Below are 16,721 nucleotides of genomic sequence, written 5' to 3'. Positions count from 1 at the left end.
CGAAACTCATCGGCGCTCATCGGACAAAACGCAACCAGTCCCACGCAACGTAATCCGGCCCCCACCCGTCCACCGACCAGATCCCGGAGAGGTGTTTCTTCCGTGCCCCACGCCAGGGCTCGTGGTCAACCGATGATCGAGTCCCGCGTACCACGCGGCCCGCCGCCCGCCGCGCACCGGACCAGGGCTTCCGCAGGTCCGGACGGAGGAGCTTGCCGCCGCCAGATAATGCGAAACTTCCGTGTGAGCACCACGGAGTCCTCGGTCTGCACCGCCACAAGGGCTCTGCTGTCCAGGTCGGGGCCCGCGATCAGCCGGCTCAGCACCGCGGGGGCGACGCCGGCTCGGGCCGCAGCGACGATGGCCGCCGCCGAGCCCAGTTCGGCGGCCGGGCGGGCCGGCTGGCACTGCGCACCCACTATCTCCCAGACAGTGTCGCGAGTGCCGGACCCGGGCTCGCGCCACAGCAGGGGAGTGGTGGCGAGGTCGCGCAACGTCACCGGTCGGCGGCGTCGCGCCCACGGATGGCCGGGCGCCACCACGACGACGAGTTCGTCGGTGCCGAGCACTCGGCTGCCCAGGTCGGGCGGCGGGTGCGGTCCCTCGACGAAACCGAGGTCCGCCCGAGCGTTGCGGACCAGTTCCTCGACATGCCGGCTGTTGTCGACCTCGAGCGACACCGCCACCTCGGGATATTGATCGCGTAAAGCCTGCAGCCACTGCGGTATTCGATGATCGGCGATGGTCTTCGACGCGGCGATCCGCAGGCGTGGCACCGCAGCGGCGTGCAGGGCGGCCACACCGGCGCCGAAGGCCCGCGCCGCCGCGAGCACGGGCCGGGCGTGCCCGACGACCGCACGCCCCGCGTCGGTGAGCGCCGATCCGGTCGGGCCGCGATCCAGCAACCGGAGCCGGAGCCGTCGTTCCAGGGCGCTGATTCGCATGCTCGCGGCCGGCTGGCTGATGCCGTGTCTGCGCGCGGCCGCGCCGAGGCTGCCCAACTCCGCTACGGAGACGAGCAGGTCGAGCACCCCCAGATCGGGCGTTCCGGGCGGCAGCGTCATGAGCCGATTATCAGCCGGTGGCCCTGGCGCGCATCGCGCGCCCCATCAGCATGGCTTATGAGGTGCTGTCCTCGCGACGGCTACCGCGACCGGCCGGACGCCGCGATCGTTCTGTAGATGACGCATTTTCGCCGCCACTGGCCCGGCCTCTTGTCGGTGGCCGGGATCGCCACCGCCGCGACCTTCCTGGGCACCGTGTGGCCCGTGCTCGGCGCACCGGTTCTCGCACTGGGCGGTGGCGCGGTGTTCGGCGTGTTCGCGCGCCGATGCCGGCCCGAGCGCTTCGCTCCCGGTCTGGCCACGGCGCAGCAGCGACTGCTCGGTGTCGCCATCGCCCTGCTCGGTCTCGGGTTACCGATAGGCGCGGTGCTCAGCGTGGGCCGGAGCACCATGATCGTGATGGTGGGCACACTGATCGTCGGCGCGGTGGCCGCGCTGGCCGTGGGCAGGCTGCTGGCCCTGGACCGGGAGTCCGCCATCCTGGTGGCGGTGGGCACCACCATCTGCGGCGCCTCCGCGATCGCCGCCGCCACGGCGGTCATCAAACCCGACCGTGAACGGGTCGCCTACGCTCTCGGCACCATCTTCGTCTTCAATGTCGTCGCCGTGCTGGTCTACCCGCCGCTCGGCCACCTGCTCGGCATGTCCGAGGAGGCGTTCGGCTTGTGGGCGGGTACCGCCATCAACGACACCTCATCGGTGGCCGCCGCCGGGGTGGTCTACGGCTCTTCTGCGGCGTATTTCGCCGTCAGTGTCAAGCTGGTGCGCAGCCTGGCGATCATCCCGATGTGTGTCGGGCTGCAACTCGGAGCCAGGCGCAACGCCGATGTCACGCCACTGTGGCGCACCGTTCCGCTGTTCGTGGTGCTGTTCCTCGCCGCATCGGCCCTCGCCGCCACCGGCATGGTCCCACCTTCGTGGACGGCAACCCTGGGGCACCTCAGCGCCTGGCTGATCGCCGCCGTCCTGGCCGCCATCGGCACCACCCTCACGCGGCAGCGCTTCCGCACCGCGGGTCATCGGCCGCTGATCTTCGGCGGAATCCTCGCCCTCGTCCTCGGGACCTCCAGCCTCGCCCTGCAATGCGCCACCGGTTGGCGGTAACTGTGCTCCGAGTCGGCCTATTCGCGCCGCTGCGATCGAATCCCAATCGACAGCTGCTGTCCCTGGCGGTCGACATCGAGGATCATCAGCTGTAGGCCAGGCTGAGTCGCGAGCTGGTGCGGGCCTTACCGCGTCCGCTCACATGCACCGTCGGTTGGCCTCAATTGCTCGCTGAGCTCTGCGATTACGTCGCAGAACCGTCGTCGCGAATTTCCCGAAGCTCAGCCGCGCCCGCAGCACCGGGCGGTGCTCGAGGTAGACCACGACGATCGCGCCGCAGAGGAGCACGGACTGCAGCCCGCGACGCAGCCCGACCGCCGGATCGGATAGTCCTGCCTCGAGCCGGGCGATACGTTCGGTCTGGAAGCGGACGTGCGCCTTCTCGTCGTACTCGATCTTGTCGCAGATGCGGTGGAGCGCGGCGTGGTTCGTGGCGGCGCGCAGGCACGGGTAATAGTCCTGCGCGATCAGCTCCGCGATCAGCAGCACTCGGCTCGACCAGCCCAGGTCCCCGATCGAGCGTAGCCACCGGAACACGATGTCCGAGAACGAGTGCTGTCGCGTCGCGATGGCCGTCTCCTGCATGAATCGCAGCAGCAACGCGGCGTGGGCGTTCTCCTCGGCCACGAACAGGATCGAGGCCGCGTGGAAGTCGGGATCGCGCGCCACTGTGCTGAAGGCGGAACTCTTGCCCAGGTAGTCCTGTGCCTCCGAGGCTTCACCCCGCTGGAACTCCGCGACAGAGGCCGCGATCCGCTGCTTCTCGCCGCTGGTGAGTGCGGTCCCGCTGCTCCATGGGATCTGCCAGTCGCGATCGAAGTTTTTCCGGTAGTGGGCTACCCACCTGGACGATCCGGAGCGAGAAGAATCGGCGTCGACCTGCATGGCGTAAGCGTGCCAGCGGAGTGTGGAACAGCGGTGGAGCCCGTGCGAAGAATCTGTGCAGAACGGTCCGTGCTGTGTCGCGGCAGCAACGGTTCGAATCGTTGCGCCCGGCCGGCAACATTTTCGAGCCGATGATCCGAGGCGCGGCCGGCCGCTGCGGTCCGATCGTGCAACCATCGGCAGGGCAGGGCGTCTCGACTTCATGGACCGGAGCGACCCGGCGGCACGCCGTAGCCCCTCCCACTACTTCTCGATGAGCCCGAGCACCTGGCGGAAATGTAAAATGGGCGCATTTCATAAACCTCGGATGGGTTCGTGAGGCGCTACCTTCTCTCTGCTCGCAGTGCAGCGAGCGGATCGGAGTCAACGCATGCACATCACATCGATCACGCGCCGCCTCGGGATGGCCGCAATCGCCCTGGTCACGACGGCTACCGCTGAACTCGGTATCGCCACGCCGCAGGCGGCTGCGGCGCCGGCGCGAGATCCCATCCTTTTCGTCCACGGATGGCAGGGATCGGCGTCGGACTGGAATTACATGTGGGGCCGATTCCTGGACGCCGGATACTCCGCGGAGCGGATGGCGCGATTCAGCTACGATTCCACGCGGTCGAACAAGGACATCGCGCTGGAGGTTCAAGCGCAGGTCGATGCGCTGCGCGCGAAAACCGGTGCCGCCGAGGTGGACATCGTCACGCACTCGATGGGCGGCCTCAACAGTCGCTGGTACCTGAAGAAGCTCGGCGGCGTCGATTTCGTCGACGACTGGGTCTCCATCGGCGGCCCCAACCACGGTACCGACGTCGCCAACGGATGCCTCGATGTGTCCTGCGCGGAGATGCGGCCGGCCTCGGCCTTCCTCGCCGAACTCAACAACACCGACGAAACCCCCGGCCGGGTGAACTACGGCACCTGGTGGTCGCCGTGCGACGAGATCATCAACCCCGATGACAGCACGATTCTCAGCGGTGCCGCCAACACCCAGACGTCGTGCATCGGCCATGTCGCGCTGCTGTCGTCGTCGACGGTTTTCGAGGGCGTGCGCGACTTCGTGAAGTAGTCGGCTGAACTGCGGCCCGGCCCCGTCTCGCATCCGCGAGGCGGGGCCGGATCTCTTGGTCCGTTCCAGGCGACGGCGCTGCGACCCGCCAGGCCACCTCCGACAGCGCCAACGCACCCCTCATTTCCGGCGCGAGCCGAAACCGACCGCCGCGAACCGATCCGGGAGGCACTCGACCGCTACGACGCCCGACCTCCGCCGCCGACCACGCGGCCGTGACACCAAAATCACGCGATACCAACATATTCCACGCGGAAATGGTGTCCAATGCCACTGATCGATGGTGTTGCAGATGACCGATGTGACCAGTCAGGAGTGCGCTCGTGCCACGTGAAATCGATTCGGCTGTCTTCCCGCATCTGGATGCGGACCTGGACCGCGTCCGTGACATTCTCGGACCTGTTCGACTCGAGGGCAGGCCGGAACTGACCGCACTCACCGACGAAGGGCCGGACACCTCCCGCCGTTTGGTCCGCCCTACCTTGACCCTGTTGTCGTATTACCTGCTCACCGATCCCACGAACCCGGCCGACGACCGAGTGGTGCGCGCCGCTGCTGCCGTGGAGTTGCTGCACCTGGGCTCGCTCTACCATGACGACATCGTCGATCACGCGTACGAGCGTCGCGGCCGCCCCAGTGCCAACGTGGTATGGGGTTCGCACATGGCGGTACTGGGTGGGGACTCGGTGATGCTCACGAGCGTGCGCATGCTGGCCGAACTCGGCCGGCGGGAAGTCCTGGCGGGGGCGATGGCGGGCGAGCAGATGTGCGCGGGCATGGTGATCGAGGCCGCCGACCTCTACGTAGCATCCCGTAGCGAGCAGTCCTACCTGGACGCGATCGACGGTAAAACGGCGGCGGTGCTCTCGCTGGCATGCCGGGTCGGCGCGATGCAGGCCGGCTGTCCAGAGGAAGCAGAAGAGGCGTTGGCGTTGTTCGGCAGGCACTTCGGGCTCGCCTATCAGCTCTACGACGACATCTTCGACCTGACCTCGACCGCCGAAGAAATGGGCAAGCCCGTCCACGCGGACCTGCCCGCGGGCATCTACACACTTCCCGTGATCCGCGCGGCAGCCCGCGACGCGAACCTTGTCCGACTGCTCCGCAGAACGATGACGCGTGAGCAAGCCACGCGGGCCCACGAACTCGTCCTCGCCTCCGGCGCCGTGGACGAAGCACGGTCGACGGCAGACGAATTCATGGACCAGGCGTCCGGCCGACTTGCCGCTGTGCCCGTCGACCCACGCGCCCGCCGCGCGATGATCGCCTACGTCCGGTCCATCCTCGACCGCCGGACGCCCGGTTCCGCGCTCGCCCCGCAGTCGACGCAGCCACCCCGACCTCACGGAAGTGGACTCCCGCCGCACATCGCGCAATGGTTGAGAAACTGGCTGGTGGACACCGGGCTCGCCCGCACACCGGCCGAGGCCGATTATCACCGGTGGACAGGAGCGATCCAGCTCCCGGCGCGAACCTTGACTCCGGGAGCCGACGCGGCACGTGAACAGACGACCTACGGTATGGCGGTACTGGTCCTGATCTGGGACGACCTCTTCGAGGATCCACAGCTGACCGACCCGGATGCCGTCACCGCGCTGAGGCGCGGCATGGTGGCGATGGTCCGCCAGGACCCGGAGACGCCGGCACGCCCCGGCGCGATCGCAACGGCTTGGGCGAGTTTGTGGCCGCGTCTGCGCGCGGGCCGGAGCACCCGCTGGCAGGAGCGGTTCCTCGACGGCCTCGAGGAGTGGTTCGAAGCCGCCGAACGCGAAGCGCACCATCGCATCGACGGCTACATCCCCACCACGGCCGACTACCTGCCGCTCCGGGTCGCGACCAGTGGGATCGAAATCGCCCTCGCCTGCATGGAGGTGTACCAGGACGGAGAACTGCCCTCGAAGCTGCGCAATCACCCCGTCATCCGTCGATTCGAGGAACTCGCCTTCTGGGTGACCTTCGTGGAGAACGACCTGGTGGGGCTGGATCAGGACGAGGCCGACCGAGTGCCCTACAACTTGGTGCGGGCGGTCCGTCACGAGTCCGGGTGTACCCGGCGCGAAGCCGTCGAGCAGGTGCAGCGCCAGGTGGCGGAGCATCGCGCTCAACTCGAGGCGGTGATCCGCTACATCCCCGCACTCATCCGCGTGCTTCCCGGCCTCTCGGGCAAGAGGAAGGACTACGCGCAGATCTACACGAACATCACGAATGTGGCCCTCTGGGGACGGGACAGTGATCGGTACGAGCAACCGTCCGTTTCCGCGGCGCCGGACTTGGAACGCTTGCGCCGCGAGATCTACTACCCGGCTGCCGAACCGGCTCCGAGCGCGCCCTGAGGCCCAGCCGCCGAGAGGGACAGCGGATGTCCAGCCCGATCCGCCGTGGTGACCGGCTGGACACCCTCAGGGCTTCGCCGGCTGTCCGGACTTCCCCGATTCGGGGATACGAGGTCCGGGGATACGGATCCACAGCACGGGCCGAAGAGACGAGCGGGTTCGCAGATGGAAAGCGACCAGTCCGGCAAGGGCGCTCGCGACGAACCAGGTCAGTTGCACGGCGAAACATGCGAACGGTGTGGTATCGGAAAAGCCGATTCGCGGACGACGCACCGCGCGCACTCGGCCTCGCGACCGCAACGATCGACTTGTGCTGCTACCGGATCCCGGGGGTCGCCGGGTGGGGGCCGACGCAGCCGAGGATGAAGCAGCCCGGTGGCCAGTTCGCGAACGGCGCGGACATGGGCTTGCCCAGGCAGGACAGCGGGTTGCGGCCCGGGTAGGCCAACGGGCCGATACCGAGGGCGGCGAGGGTGGCGTCCGGATTCGAGATCATCGGATCGGACAGTTGGACATCCGGTTGCTGTTCGTAGCGCGCCGCGGCGGGTAGGCGGGGTTGGTGAGCAGCAGTTTCAGCACCGCCGCTTCGGGCACCACTCGTTCGACGCGGGAGTTGCGGCGCCCGGCGTGAGACCGAAGCGGACGTGTGAGCGAGGCAAGCCCATGACGACAGAGCACGATGACGGAAAACGGCACGAGGACCAGGGAGCCGACTCGGCGAACACCCGTGCGCACGCCGGGCCGCCGGTCGGTCCGACCGACACCGGAGCCCGGCCGGATCTGGACTCCGACGAGCCGGACAGCCCGGCCGACCTGTCGAAATCCTCCCTGCTGGCGGTGGTCAAGCGTGCGGGCAAAGAGTTCCAGCGCGACAATCTCACCGATCTGGCCGCCGCCCTCACCTATTACGCGGTGTTGTCGATCGTGCCCGGCCTGATCGTCCTGGTCGCCCTGCTCGGCCTGCTCGGCCCGAACGCCGCCGACGAACTCGTCGACCAAGCCCAGCGGATCGCGCCCGGGTCCAGCGCGGATTTCGTGCGCACCCTCGTCGACCAAGCACAGGCCAACAAACAGGGCGCAGGCTGGGGCGCGATCCTCGGCCTCGCCGTCGCGCTCTGGTCCGCCTCGGGGTACGTGGCGGCCTTCATGCGCGCCTCCAATGTCGTCTACGGCATCGGCGAGGGCAGGCCGATCTGGAAGACCACACCCATCCGGCTCGGCGTAACGATCGTCGCGGTGATCCTGCTCGTCGTCAGCGCCGCCATCGTGGTGGCGAGCGGGCCGGTCGCCCGACAGCTCGGCGACCTCCTCGGCTTGGGCGCCACCACGGTGACCATCTGGAGCATCGTCAAATGGCCGGTGCTGTTCGTGCTGGTGTCGGTGCTGCTGGCCATCCTGTTCTGGGCCAGCCCGAACGCCCGCCAAGGCGGCATCGAGTGGATCAGCCCGGGCGGGGTGATCGCCGTCTTCATCTGGGTGGTCATCTCGGTACTGTTCTCGGTCTACATCGCCAACTTCTCCTCCTACGACAAGACCTACGGCTCGCTCGCCGGGGTGGTGATCTTCCTGGTGTGGCTGTGGCTGACCAATATCGCGCTGCTGCTCGGCGCCGAGATCAACGCCGAACTCGACCACGGCAGAGCCATCGCCCAGGGGCTTCCGGAAGAACTGCAGCCCTTCGCCGTCCCGCGCGATACCCGCAAGCTCGACGACGCGGACATAGAAGCGGTCCGAGCCGCCGAATCCGCGCGGCGGGAATGATCCGCGGCAATTCGGCTCGGTGAGTTCGAATCAGTGCTCGTACCGTGGGCAGATGACGGCCTTCGCACCACGGATTCCATCCCGGCATCACGCTGACGTCGCCGTCCACCGCGCTCGGGCGGTGGACGCTGAAGTTCCGGCAGATGAACCTGCTCGACCGCACCGAAACCCTGATGACGGGAGAGTACGACGACGAGTACATCGTCGAGGACGGTGCAGGCGGATGTCGGCGAGCACGCTGACCGAACGGTGGCGGCTGCGGCGGCCACTCGGACCGGAGGATGCCGTCGTGCCGGGGATTCTCCTGAGCGGCGAGATCCAGGACGCCGACCGCGGTTATCGCTTGCTCGGCGCGTCCTGACTCGCTCCCACTTGAATGCCGACCACGCAGGTGTCGTCGTCGGTGTCGGCATCGCTGCCATCGAGCAGGTCGTCCAGACGGTCGTCCAGACTGCCCGTGAGTTGTGCCGACGTCGTGAGCAACCGGTCTATGCACTCGTCCAGAAGCCGATCCCGGCGCTCGATGAGCCCGTCGGTGTAGAGCAGGAGGGTGTCGTCGGTTTCGAGTTGCAGTTCCGCTTCTTCGAAGGTCGTCTCCGCCACGGCGCCGAGCAGCATTCCTTTGAGCATGGGCAGGCTGGCGGCCCGGCCCGCGCGCACCAGCACCGGCGGCAAGTGGCCCGCCCGGGCCCAGCGCAGCACCCGGGTCTGCGGATCGTAGAGCCCGCAGATGGCGGTGGCGAAGATGTTGTCGGTCAGGTGGTGGGCCACCTGGTTCAGCCAGGTCAGCATCTGCCCCGGGCCCGCGCCCGTGGCGGCGAGGCCGCGCAGGGCGTTGCGGAGCACGACCATGCCGGTGGCCGCCTTGATGCCGTGGCCGGTGATGTCCCCGACCGACACCAGGATCTGCTTGGTAGGCAGCACGATCGCGTCGTACCAGTCTCCGCCGACCGTGTAGTCCTGCTCGGCAGGCCGGTAGCGCACCGCGATGCGCAGCCCGAATGCCTCTATGGACGGCTGCGCGTCCGGCATGATCGCCTGCTGGAGTTGCCTCGCCAGCTGGCTCTGTTCGGCGGCGTGCTGCTCGGTGTGCGCCAGCCGGTCGCGCGTCGCGGACAACGCGACCTCGGTCCAGTGCTGCGCGGAGATGTCCTGATAGGCGCCGCGGATGGCGGCCAGATGCTCCGCCTCGAGGACCGGTTCCGCGACGATCCGGATATGCCGGGTCACGCCGTCCGGCCGGATCAGGCGGAAGGCTGTGGAGGCCGAGCGGCGGTAGCGCAGCAGGGTACGCAGGAACCGCCGCACCGCATTCGCGTCGTCGTCGTGGACGTACGCGGGCAGTTGTGAAAGCGGGATCGGGTCCGCGGTCGGCGCCAGCCCGTACAGGGCGAAAAGCTGGTTGCTCCAAGTGATCTCGCCGGTGGCCGCGTTCTCCTCGAATCCGCCGACGCGGCCCAGACGCTGGGCGTGTTGCAGCAGCGCCGCCAATCGCGCCGTCTCGTCCTCGACGCGCCACACCACCAGCACGGTGTCGCCATGGCGGCTGATGCTGAGCGCGGCCGAGACGGTCAGCGGCACCTGGTCGACCAGTTCGGTCAGTAACACCCGGTCGGCGCGATAGGTCTCGCCGGTGGCGAACACGTGCTCGATCCGCTCGAACAACTGGCCGTCGCTCGCGGCCATCGGGTATGCCTCGAGCAGCAGCGCACCGTTGACCAGGCCGCGGGGGCGGCCGGCCGGGTCGACGAAGCAACTGTTGACGTAGTGGATATAGAAGTCGACGAGCGCGCCACTGTCGTCGAGGTGGGGCAGCAGCACGAGCGCCGGGTCGAAAAGGCCGTCCGCGAGCCGCACCAGATCCGCGACGTCGGGCCGGTCCGGTGTCCGCACCGCGGCCGAGTCCGACTCCAGCGTGTGCGCGCACAGCTCGGCCAACGCCTCCAACTGCCGGTGCACCGGGGGCGGCTGCGGCGCCAGCGGCTGCGGCCAGCACACCTCCAGCACGCCGAGCAGCTTGCCTCCCGCACCTGCCGGAATCGCCGCACGGCCGCCGTCGCGGTCGCCGATCGACGGGAGCCCGGACCGGCCGAGGTCGCCGATCCACACCGCGTTGCGTTCTACCAGCGCCTGCCGGGCCGGGGTCGCCACCCCAGGCGGCACGTACCGCCATCGCTGCGCCTCTTGCGGGCTGATGCCGGCGAAACCCGCCAAGGTCAGCGACGCGTCGGCGCCTGCCGACCAGATCGCCACTGCGGTGGCGCCCAGCGGCGTCACGGCGTGCTCCAGCACCGATTCCGCCACCCGGTGCGTGTCGTCGGCCGCGAGCAGCCCGCTTTCGGCGGTGCGCATTCGCACGGCCGCCGATGGCTCCTCCCGCGTGGCGGTGCGCAGCAGGAACTCTCCGACGACCGCGCTGACCTCGTCCTGCGCCGCTTGGTCGACCAGCTCGGCGGCCAATTCCAGCGGTGTGATGCCCGCCTGCTCGGCGAGGGCGTCGAGTTGCCGCGCCGCCTGCGCGGGCCCGCAGTGCAGTCGTTCCACCAGCACGCCCTTGGCCATCTCGATCAGCGCGCGCCCGTCGGCGGTGGCCTGGGCCTGCTGGATCTGCGCGCGCAACCGCTCCACGGTGGCGGCGAGGCGGTGGACCGCGGGGCCCGTCGCCGGGTGGGCGTTCGCTGTCGTATCGGTCTCGGCGTCGGGGCTGTCCAACTCGGTCATCAGGCACCCAGCCAGTGCTGGATGCATGCGATCAAGGCGTCCGCGTCGACCGGTTTGGTGACATAGTCGTTGGCCCCAGAGGCGAGGCTTTTCTCGCGGTCGCCCAGCATCGCCTTGGCGGTGACGGCGATGATCGGCAGGCTCTCGTACTGCGGCATCTCGCGGATCGTCGCCGTCGCGGTGTAGCCGTCCATCTCGGGCATCATCACGTCCATCAGGACCAGGTCCGTCTCGGGATGAGCGAGGAGTTTGTCGATGCCCTCGCGACCGTCCTCCGCGTGCAGAACGCTCATGCCGTGCAGTTCGAGGATGCTGCTCAGTGCGAAGAGGTTGCGCGCGTCGTCATCGATGATGAGCACGGTGCGACCGGCGAGCTTGCCGTCCGGCCGCTGCGGCGCCGCGGTCGGTGCGTCTTCTCGATGTACCAGGGGCAGCATGTCGCCGGGCGCCTCGGCGGTGACGTGCAGCGCGATCCGTTCCCGCAGATCGTCCAGGCTGGACAGCAATTCGAGCGGCTGACGCGTGGTGCGATGGTGCAGCAGGCGTTCTTGCTCGGCGTCGAGCCTGCGGTTGTGGACGAGCACCGGCACGCTGCTCAACGCGGCGTCCCCGTTCATCGTCTCCAGGAACCGCAGCGCGGCACCGTCGGGCATGTCCAGTTCGAGCACCACGCAGTGGAACGCTTCGGCGGCCATCGCCGCCGCGGCTTCTTCCACCCCGACGGTGGTGACGACCTGGACCGGCCCGCGGGGATCGTTGCTGTCCGCGAGTTCGGCGACGGCGCTCTGCGCGACCAGCGACAGCAGACCTTGCGGGCGTTCCTCCACGACCAGCAGTCTGCGGTGCTGTGGGGGTGCGGAGGGAGCGGGAGTGTGCTCGGGGCGGCTGTCGGGCCGCTGCGCGTCCTCCCGTTCGCGGGGCGGCGCCTCCTGGAAGTCCGGGCGGGCGACCGGGAGATACAGGGTGAACGTGCTGCCCTGGCCGGGCGCGCTCTCCGCGGTGATGGCGCCACCGAGCAGGTAGGCGATCTCCCGGCTGATCGACAGGCCCAGACCGGTGCCGCCGTACTTGCGGCTGGTCGTGCCATCGGCCTGCTGGAAGGCGCCGAAGATCGACTCCAGCTGGTGTTCGGCGATGCCGATCCCGGTGTCGATCACCCGGAACGCGACGGCCGCGCCGTGCTGGCGCACGGCTGCGGGCAGCTCGCTCGCCTCCGCCGGTTCGATCCGCAGCTGCACCGAACCGGTCTCGGTGAATTTGACGGCGTTGGACAGCAGGTTCCGCAGCACCTGCCGCAGCCGCGAGTCATCGGTGAGCAGGTCCGACGGCAGGCCGGGCGCGGTCGTGACATGGAAGCGCAGACTCTTCTGGGTGGTCATCGGCCGGAAGGTGGCCTCGACGTAATCCAGCAGCTGACGCAACGACACGCGCTCCGGCGTGAGGTCCATCTTGCCCGCCTCCACCTTGGACAGGTCGAGGATGTCGTTGATCAACTGCAGCAGGTCCGAACCCGCCGAATGGATGATGCCCGCGTACTCGACCTGCTTGGGGGTGAGATTGCGGCTCGGGTTCTGCGCCAGCAGCTGCGCGAGGATCAGCAGACTGTTCAGCGGCGTGCGCAGCTCGTGGCTCATGTTGGCCAGGAATTCCGACTTGTACTTCGAGGCGAGCGCGAGTTCCCGGGCGCGCGTCTCCAGTTCCTGCCGGGCCTGCTCGATCTGCAGATTCTTGGCTTCGATGTCGCGGTTCTGCATGGCCAGCAGCGCCGCCTTGTCCCCCAGCTCGGCGTTGGAACGTTGCAGCTCTTCCTGCTGTACCTGCAACTCCTCCGAACGGGCTTGCAGTTCGGTGGTCAGGCGCTGGGATTCGACCAGCAGCTCGTCGGTGCGGGCGTTGGCGATGATCGTGTTGACGTTGACGCCCACCGTCTCCATCAGCTGGTCGAGGAAGTCGCGGTGGATGCGGGTGAAGCGGTGCAGGGTGGCCAGTTCGATCACGCCGAGGACCTGGTCTTCCACCACGATCGGCAGCATGAGCAGATGGACCGGCGCGGTCTGTCCCAGGCCGGAGGAGATGGTGACGTAGTCGCCGGGCACGTTCTCCACGGCGATCATGCGACGGCTGCGTGCCGCTTGGCCCACCAGGGATTGGCCGAAGGCGAAGCGCGGCGGGCTGCCGGGCTCCTCCGGGCTGCCGTAGGAGCTGATCAGCCGCAGCTCCGGCCGCTCCTCGCTGTCGTCGGCCAGGTAGAACGCGCCGAACTGCGCGGAAACCAGCGGCGCAAGCTCGTCCATGATCAGCCCGGCCACCACGTGCAGGTCGCGCTGGCCCTGCATGAGACCGGAGATACGGGCCAGGTTGGTCTTCAGCCAGTCCTGATCTTGATTGGCCTTGGTGGTCTCGCGCAGCGACTCCACCATCGCGTTGATGTTGTCTTTCAGCTCCGCGACCTCGCCGGAAGCCTCCACGGTGATGGAGCGGGTCAGGTCACCCTCGGCCACGGCGCTGGTGACCGCGGCGATCGCGCGGACCTGGCGGGTGAGGTTGCCCGCCAGCTCGTTGACGTTCTCGGTCAGCCGTTTCCACGTGCCCGAGACGCCTTCGACCTCGGCTTGCCCGCCCAGCCTGCCCTCCGACCCCACCTCGCGGGCGACGCGGGTCACCTCGGCCGCGAACGCGGACAGCTGATCGACCATCGTGTTGATCGTGGTCTTCAATTCGAGGATCTCGCCGCGGGCGTCCACGTCGATCTTGCGGGTCAGGTCACCCTGCGCGACCGCGGTGGTGACCTGGGCGATGTTGCGGACCTGGTTGGTCAGGTTGTTCGCCATGGAGTTGACGTTGTCGGTCAGGTCCTTCCAGGTGCCCGCCACGTTCGGGACGCGGGCCTGCCCGCCGAGCATGCCCTCGGTGCCGACTTCGCGGGCGACGCGGGTGACCTCGTCGGCGAACGCGGACAGCGTGTCGACCATCGTGTTGATCACACCGGCGAGTGCCGCGACTTCGCCCTTCGCCTCCACCGTGATCTTCTGACTCAGATCACCGCGTGCGACCGCCGTGGCGACCTGAGCGATCGAGCGCACCTGGCCGGTCAGGTTCGAGGCCATGACATTGACGTTGTCGGTCAGGTCCTTCCAGGTGCCCGACACACCCCGCACGGTCGCTTGGCCGCCGAGGTTGCCTTCGGTGCCGACTTCGCGGGCGACGCGGGTGACCTCGTCGGCGAAGGCGGAGAGCTGATCGACCATCGTGTTGATGGTCTCCTTGAGCTCCAGGATCTCGCCGCGGGCGTCCACCCTGATCTTCTGGCTGAGATCGCCACGGGCCACCGCGGTGGTCACCTGCGCGATCGAGCGCACCTGTGCGGTCAGATTGTCGGCCATGACGTTGACCGACTCGGTGAGGTCTTTCCAGGTGCCGGAAACGCCCTTGACGTCCGCCTGACCGCCCAGTCTGCCTTCGGTGCCGACTTCGCGGGCGACGCGGGTGACCTCGTCGGCGAAGGCGGAGAGCTGATCGACCATCGTGTTGATGGTGTTCTTCAGCTCCAGGATCTCGCCGCGGGCGTCCACCCTGATCTTCTGCGACAGATCGCCCTGCGCCACCGCGGTGGCCACCTGGGCGATCGAACGTACTTGCGCGGTGAGGTTGCCTGCCATGAAGTTCACCGAGTCGGTGAGGTCGCGCCAGGTGCCGGAGACGCCCTTGACGTCCGCTTGGCCACCGAGTATGCCCTCGGTGCCGACCTCGCGCGATACCCGCGTGACTTCGTCGGCGAAGGACGAGAGCTGATCGACCATCGTGTTGATGGTGTTCTTCAGTTCCAAGATTTCGCCGCGGGCGCTCACCGTGATCTTCTGGCTCAAGTCGCCCCGCGCCACCGCGGTCGTGACCTGGGCGATGTTGCGGACCTGATCGGTCAGGTTGCCCGCCATGAAATTCACCGAGGCGGTGAGGTCGCGCCACACGCCACCGACGCCGGGCACCTCCGCCTGACCGCCGAGCCTGCCTTCGGAACCGACTTCGCGCGCGACGCGGGTGACCTCGTCCGCGAACGCGGACAGCTGGTCCACCATCGTGTTGACGGTGTTCTTGAGTTCCAGGATCTCACCGCGCGCGTCCACGTCGATCTTCTGGGACAAGTCGCCCCGTGCCACGGCCGTCGCGACCTGGGCGATGTCACGCACCTGACTGGTCAGGTTGCCCGCCATCGCGTTCACCGAGTCGGTGAGGTCCTTCCAGGTACCGGACACGCCCGGCACCTCGGCTTGACCACCCAGCCGCCCGTCCGTGCCGACCTCGCGCGCGACACGGGTGACCTCCGAGGTGAACAGCGACAGCTGGTCCACCATGCCGTTGAACACCATCGCGATCTCGCCGAGCAACCCGTCGGCGTCCGTCGGTAGCCGAGTGCCGAAATCGCCGTCGCGCACGGCGGTCAACCCGGCCAGCAACTGGCGCAACTCGACCTGGTCCGCGGCCATGACAGCCTGCTCCGACGCGGTGCGGACAGATGCCGCCGTATCCGTCATGCTCATCCTCGTTCTGCCCCACCCGTATAGGACGCGACCCCGCGCACGGCGGGCCGCCGACCAACGGCGCTGTGCTGGCTGTTGAACACGGATGCACCGGCGGTTGCACCTCTGAAAGTATCATCAGCGAACCCGTCGCTCAGCATTCATCGAAGGCTTCGGGGAATCATGGTGTCGGTAATCGGCGCAGGAAAGCCGCGCCGCCCGCGAGCGCGGCGGTGGGGAAACACACAGCTACTGCTGCGTCCGGCGCTGATTCTCGGTGACGGGGGACACCGCACGCGCCGCGGCCAACCTGACGCCGCGGAGTCAGCGGCCTGGCCGCCCACGGTCTCGGTGCCGGCCGCGACGGCACCGTGCGGTCGGCACCACGGCGGTATGCCTGCGGATCAGCGGGGGTTATACGGGAGCGGTATCAGCACTTTGGCCCGGTTTATCGGGCTCCTCGACGACATCATCTCAACTCCGCAGACCCGAGCGGCGGCCCCGGAGTGGTGAGACCGCTCTGCGCCGCGCGACCCGACCGCGCGACCTCGACCCGCGCCGAACGGGCCGAAAGCGGTGCTGGTGAACCCGTTTCCCGCGGCGTGGTGGGGCTATTCGGTGAAGTACTGGGACACAACCCCAGAGGGCTTCGACCGAACTGTTCGAGGAGGACTTCATGGCCGAGAAGAGCTATCGCTCCGCCGAGACCGGTGAATACGTGAGCGAGGAGACCGCAGCGGAGAACCCGAGGACCACTCTCGGTGAGGATGAGCCGCACGATGGTGACAACCGGCGCGACCGCTCGGCTATCACCGGGCACTTCGTCAAGCCGGACACCAGCCGCCGCCACCCCGACACCACCGTCACCGAGAACGGCTGACACCACACCCGGCAGCGATTGCCTCTGCGGCGACGGGGGTCAAAGGACCGGTAGCGACGGCGAATCGAGCGTCGGACCACCTATCACGCTGTGACCAGGCAGGTTTCGCGGTTCATGCGGTGCCGCGAATCGGCCACCGCCCGTGACGCCACTGCCGATCCGGGTTTCATCAAGGAACGTAAGGGCATCTGAGCGCCCGGTGCCTATCTGCCCGATGTGATCCCCGCCGGAACCTTACACGTCGTTGGCGAGCGCGTGTGCTGGGATGTCCGTGACCCCGACGAAGCTGGGGTCATCGAGTTGACCGACGAACGGTACGCGCGACCGGTCGTGCAGGTCGACAACCCTCAGGCGGTCGCCATGATCGAACGGGTCTGCTCGCCTGTCAGAACTGAC

General features: G+C 68.1%; 10 protein-coding genes and 1 pseudogene. 6 read left to right on the top strand and 5 right to left on the bottom strand.

Annotated features, from left to right (window positions below; all coding sequences use genetic code 11):
* Positions 1 to 125 precede the first annotated feature (125 nt).
* Positions 126 to 1,064 (bottom strand): LysR family transcriptional regulator, encoded by a 939-nt coding sequence (locus ACWEKR_RS24455; RefSeq protein ID WP_452356441.1) that lies wholly within the window; start codon positions 1,062 to 1,064, stop codon positions 126 to 128.
* Positions 1,065 to 1,181: 117 nt separating this feature from the next.
* Between ACWEKR_RS24455 and ACWEKR_RS24450 the strand changes: the two genes are divergently transcribed.
* Positions 1,182 to 2,168 carry a YeiH family protein gene (locus ACWEKR_RS24450; protein WP_452356440.1) on the top strand — a complete coding sequence of 329 codons (987 nt, stop codon included), beginning with the start codon at positions 1,182 to 1,184 and terminating at the stop codon, positions 2,166 to 2,168.
* Positions 2,169 to 2,306: 138 nt separating this feature from the next.
* On the opposite strand, the gene ACWEKR_RS24445 is transcribed toward ACWEKR_RS24450, so the two are convergent.
* Entirely contained in the window at positions 2,307 to 3,053 is a 747-nt protein-coding gene (locus ACWEKR_RS24445) for a hypothetical protein (RefSeq protein ID WP_452356439.1), read from the bottom strand.
* Positions 3,054 to 3,423: 370 nt separating this feature from the next.
* On the opposite strand from ACWEKR_RS24445, the gene ACWEKR_RS24440 reads away from it, so the two are divergent.
* Complete coding sequence (locus ACWEKR_RS24440) at positions 3,424 to 4,113, top strand: esterase/lipase family protein (RefSeq protein WP_452356438.1); 690 nt, start codon at positions 3,424 to 3,426, stop codon at positions 4,111 to 4,113.
* A gap of 323 nt (positions 4,114 to 4,436) precedes the next feature.
* On the top strand, positions 4,437 to 6,446 hold the full coding sequence (locus ACWEKR_RS24435; RefSeq protein WP_452356437.1) for a polyprenyl synthetase family protein: 2,010 nt from the start codon (positions 4,437 to 4,439) through the stop codon (positions 6,444 to 6,446).
* A gap of 316 nt (positions 6,447 to 6,762) precedes the next feature.
* On the opposite strand, the gene ACWEKR_RS24430 is transcribed toward ACWEKR_RS24435, so the two are convergent.
* Entirely contained in the window at positions 6,763 to 6,942 is a 180-nt protein-coding gene (locus ACWEKR_RS24430; protein WP_452356436.1) for a hypothetical protein, read from the bottom strand.
* 167 nt (positions 6,943 to 7,109) lie between these two features.
* Here ACWEKR_RS24430 and ACWEKR_RS24425 point away from each other — a divergent pair, with 167 nt between their 5' ends.
* Both ACWEKR_RS24425 and ACWEKR_RS24420 read left to right on the top strand, forming a co-directional pair.
* Positions 7,110 to 8,207: a YihY/virulence factor BrkB family protein gene (locus ACWEKR_RS24425; RefSeq protein WP_452356435.1), complete on the top strand. Its 1,098-nt coding sequence runs from the start codon at positions 7,110 to 7,112 to the stop codon at positions 8,205 to 8,207.
* A gap of 65 nt (positions 8,208 to 8,272) precedes the next feature.
* Positions 8,273 to 8,568: pseudogene (locus ACWEKR_RS24420) on the top strand (hypothetical protein); the annotation flags it as partial.
* Here ACWEKR_RS24420 and ACWEKR_RS24415 read toward each other — a convergent pair.
* Positions 8,544 to 10,928 (bottom strand): SpoIIE family protein phosphatase, encoded by a 2,385-nt coding sequence (locus ACWEKR_RS24415; RefSeq protein ID WP_452356434.1) that lies wholly within the window; start codon positions 10,926 to 10,928, stop codon positions 8,544 to 8,546. The pseudogene ACWEKR_RS24420 and the gene ACWEKR_RS24415 overlap by 25 nt on opposite strands.
* Positions 10,928 to 15,460: a HAMP domain-containing protein gene (locus ACWEKR_RS24410; protein ID WP_452356433.1), complete on the bottom strand. Its 4,533-nt coding sequence runs from the start codon at positions 15,458 to 15,460 to the stop codon at positions 10,928 to 10,930. The genes ACWEKR_RS24415 and ACWEKR_RS24410 overlap by 1 nt, the downstream gene beginning before the upstream one ends.
* 661 nt (positions 15,461 to 16,121) lie before the next feature.
* Between ACWEKR_RS24410 and ACWEKR_RS24405 the strand changes: the two genes are divergently transcribed.
* Entirely contained in the window at positions 16,122 to 16,325 is a 204-nt protein-coding gene (locus ACWEKR_RS24405) for a hypothetical protein (RefSeq protein ID WP_195088899.1), read from the top strand.
* The last annotated feature ends 396 nt before the right edge of the window (positions 16,326 to 16,721 follow it).

Source organism: Nocardia sp. NPDC004573 (genome assembly GCF_053602135.1).
This window is presented reverse-complemented; position numbering and strand designations above follow the sequence as displayed.

Coding starts and splice junctions, on each gene's coding strand:
- ACWEKR_RS24455 (WP_452356441.1), bottom strand. CDS start 1,064: ATGACGCTGCCGCCCGGAACGCCCGATCTGGGGGTGCTCGACCTGCTC.
- ACWEKR_RS24450 (WP_452356440.1), top strand. CDS start 1,182: ATGACGCATTTTCGCCGCCACTGGCCCGGCCTCTTGTCGGTGGCCGGG.
- ACWEKR_RS24445 (WP_452356439.1), bottom strand. CDS start 3,053: ATGCAGGTCGACGCCGATTCTTCTCGCTCCGGATCGTCCAGGTGGGTA.
- ACWEKR_RS24440 (WP_452356438.1), top strand. CDS start 3,424: ATGCACATCACATCGATCACGCGCCGCCTCGGGATGGCCGCAATCGCC.
- ACWEKR_RS24430 (WP_452356436.1), bottom strand. CDS start 6,942: ATGATCTCGAATCCGGACGCCACCCTCGCCGCCCTCGGTATCGGCCCG.
- ACWEKR_RS24425 (WP_452356435.1), top strand. CDS start 7,110: ATGACGACAGAGCACGATGACGGAAAACGGCACGAGGACCAGGGAGCC.
- ACWEKR_RS24415 (WP_452356434.1), bottom strand. CDS start 10,928: ATGACCGAGTTGGACAGCCCCGACGCCGAGACCGATACGACAGCGAAC.
- ACWEKR_RS24410 (WP_452356433.1), bottom strand. CDS start 15,460: ATGACGGATACGGCGGCATCTGTCCGCACCGCGTCGGAGCAGGCTGTC.
- ACWEKR_RS24405 (WP_195088899.1), top strand. CDS start 16,122: ATGGCCGAGAAGAGCTATCGCTCCGCCGAGACCGGTGAATACGTGAGC.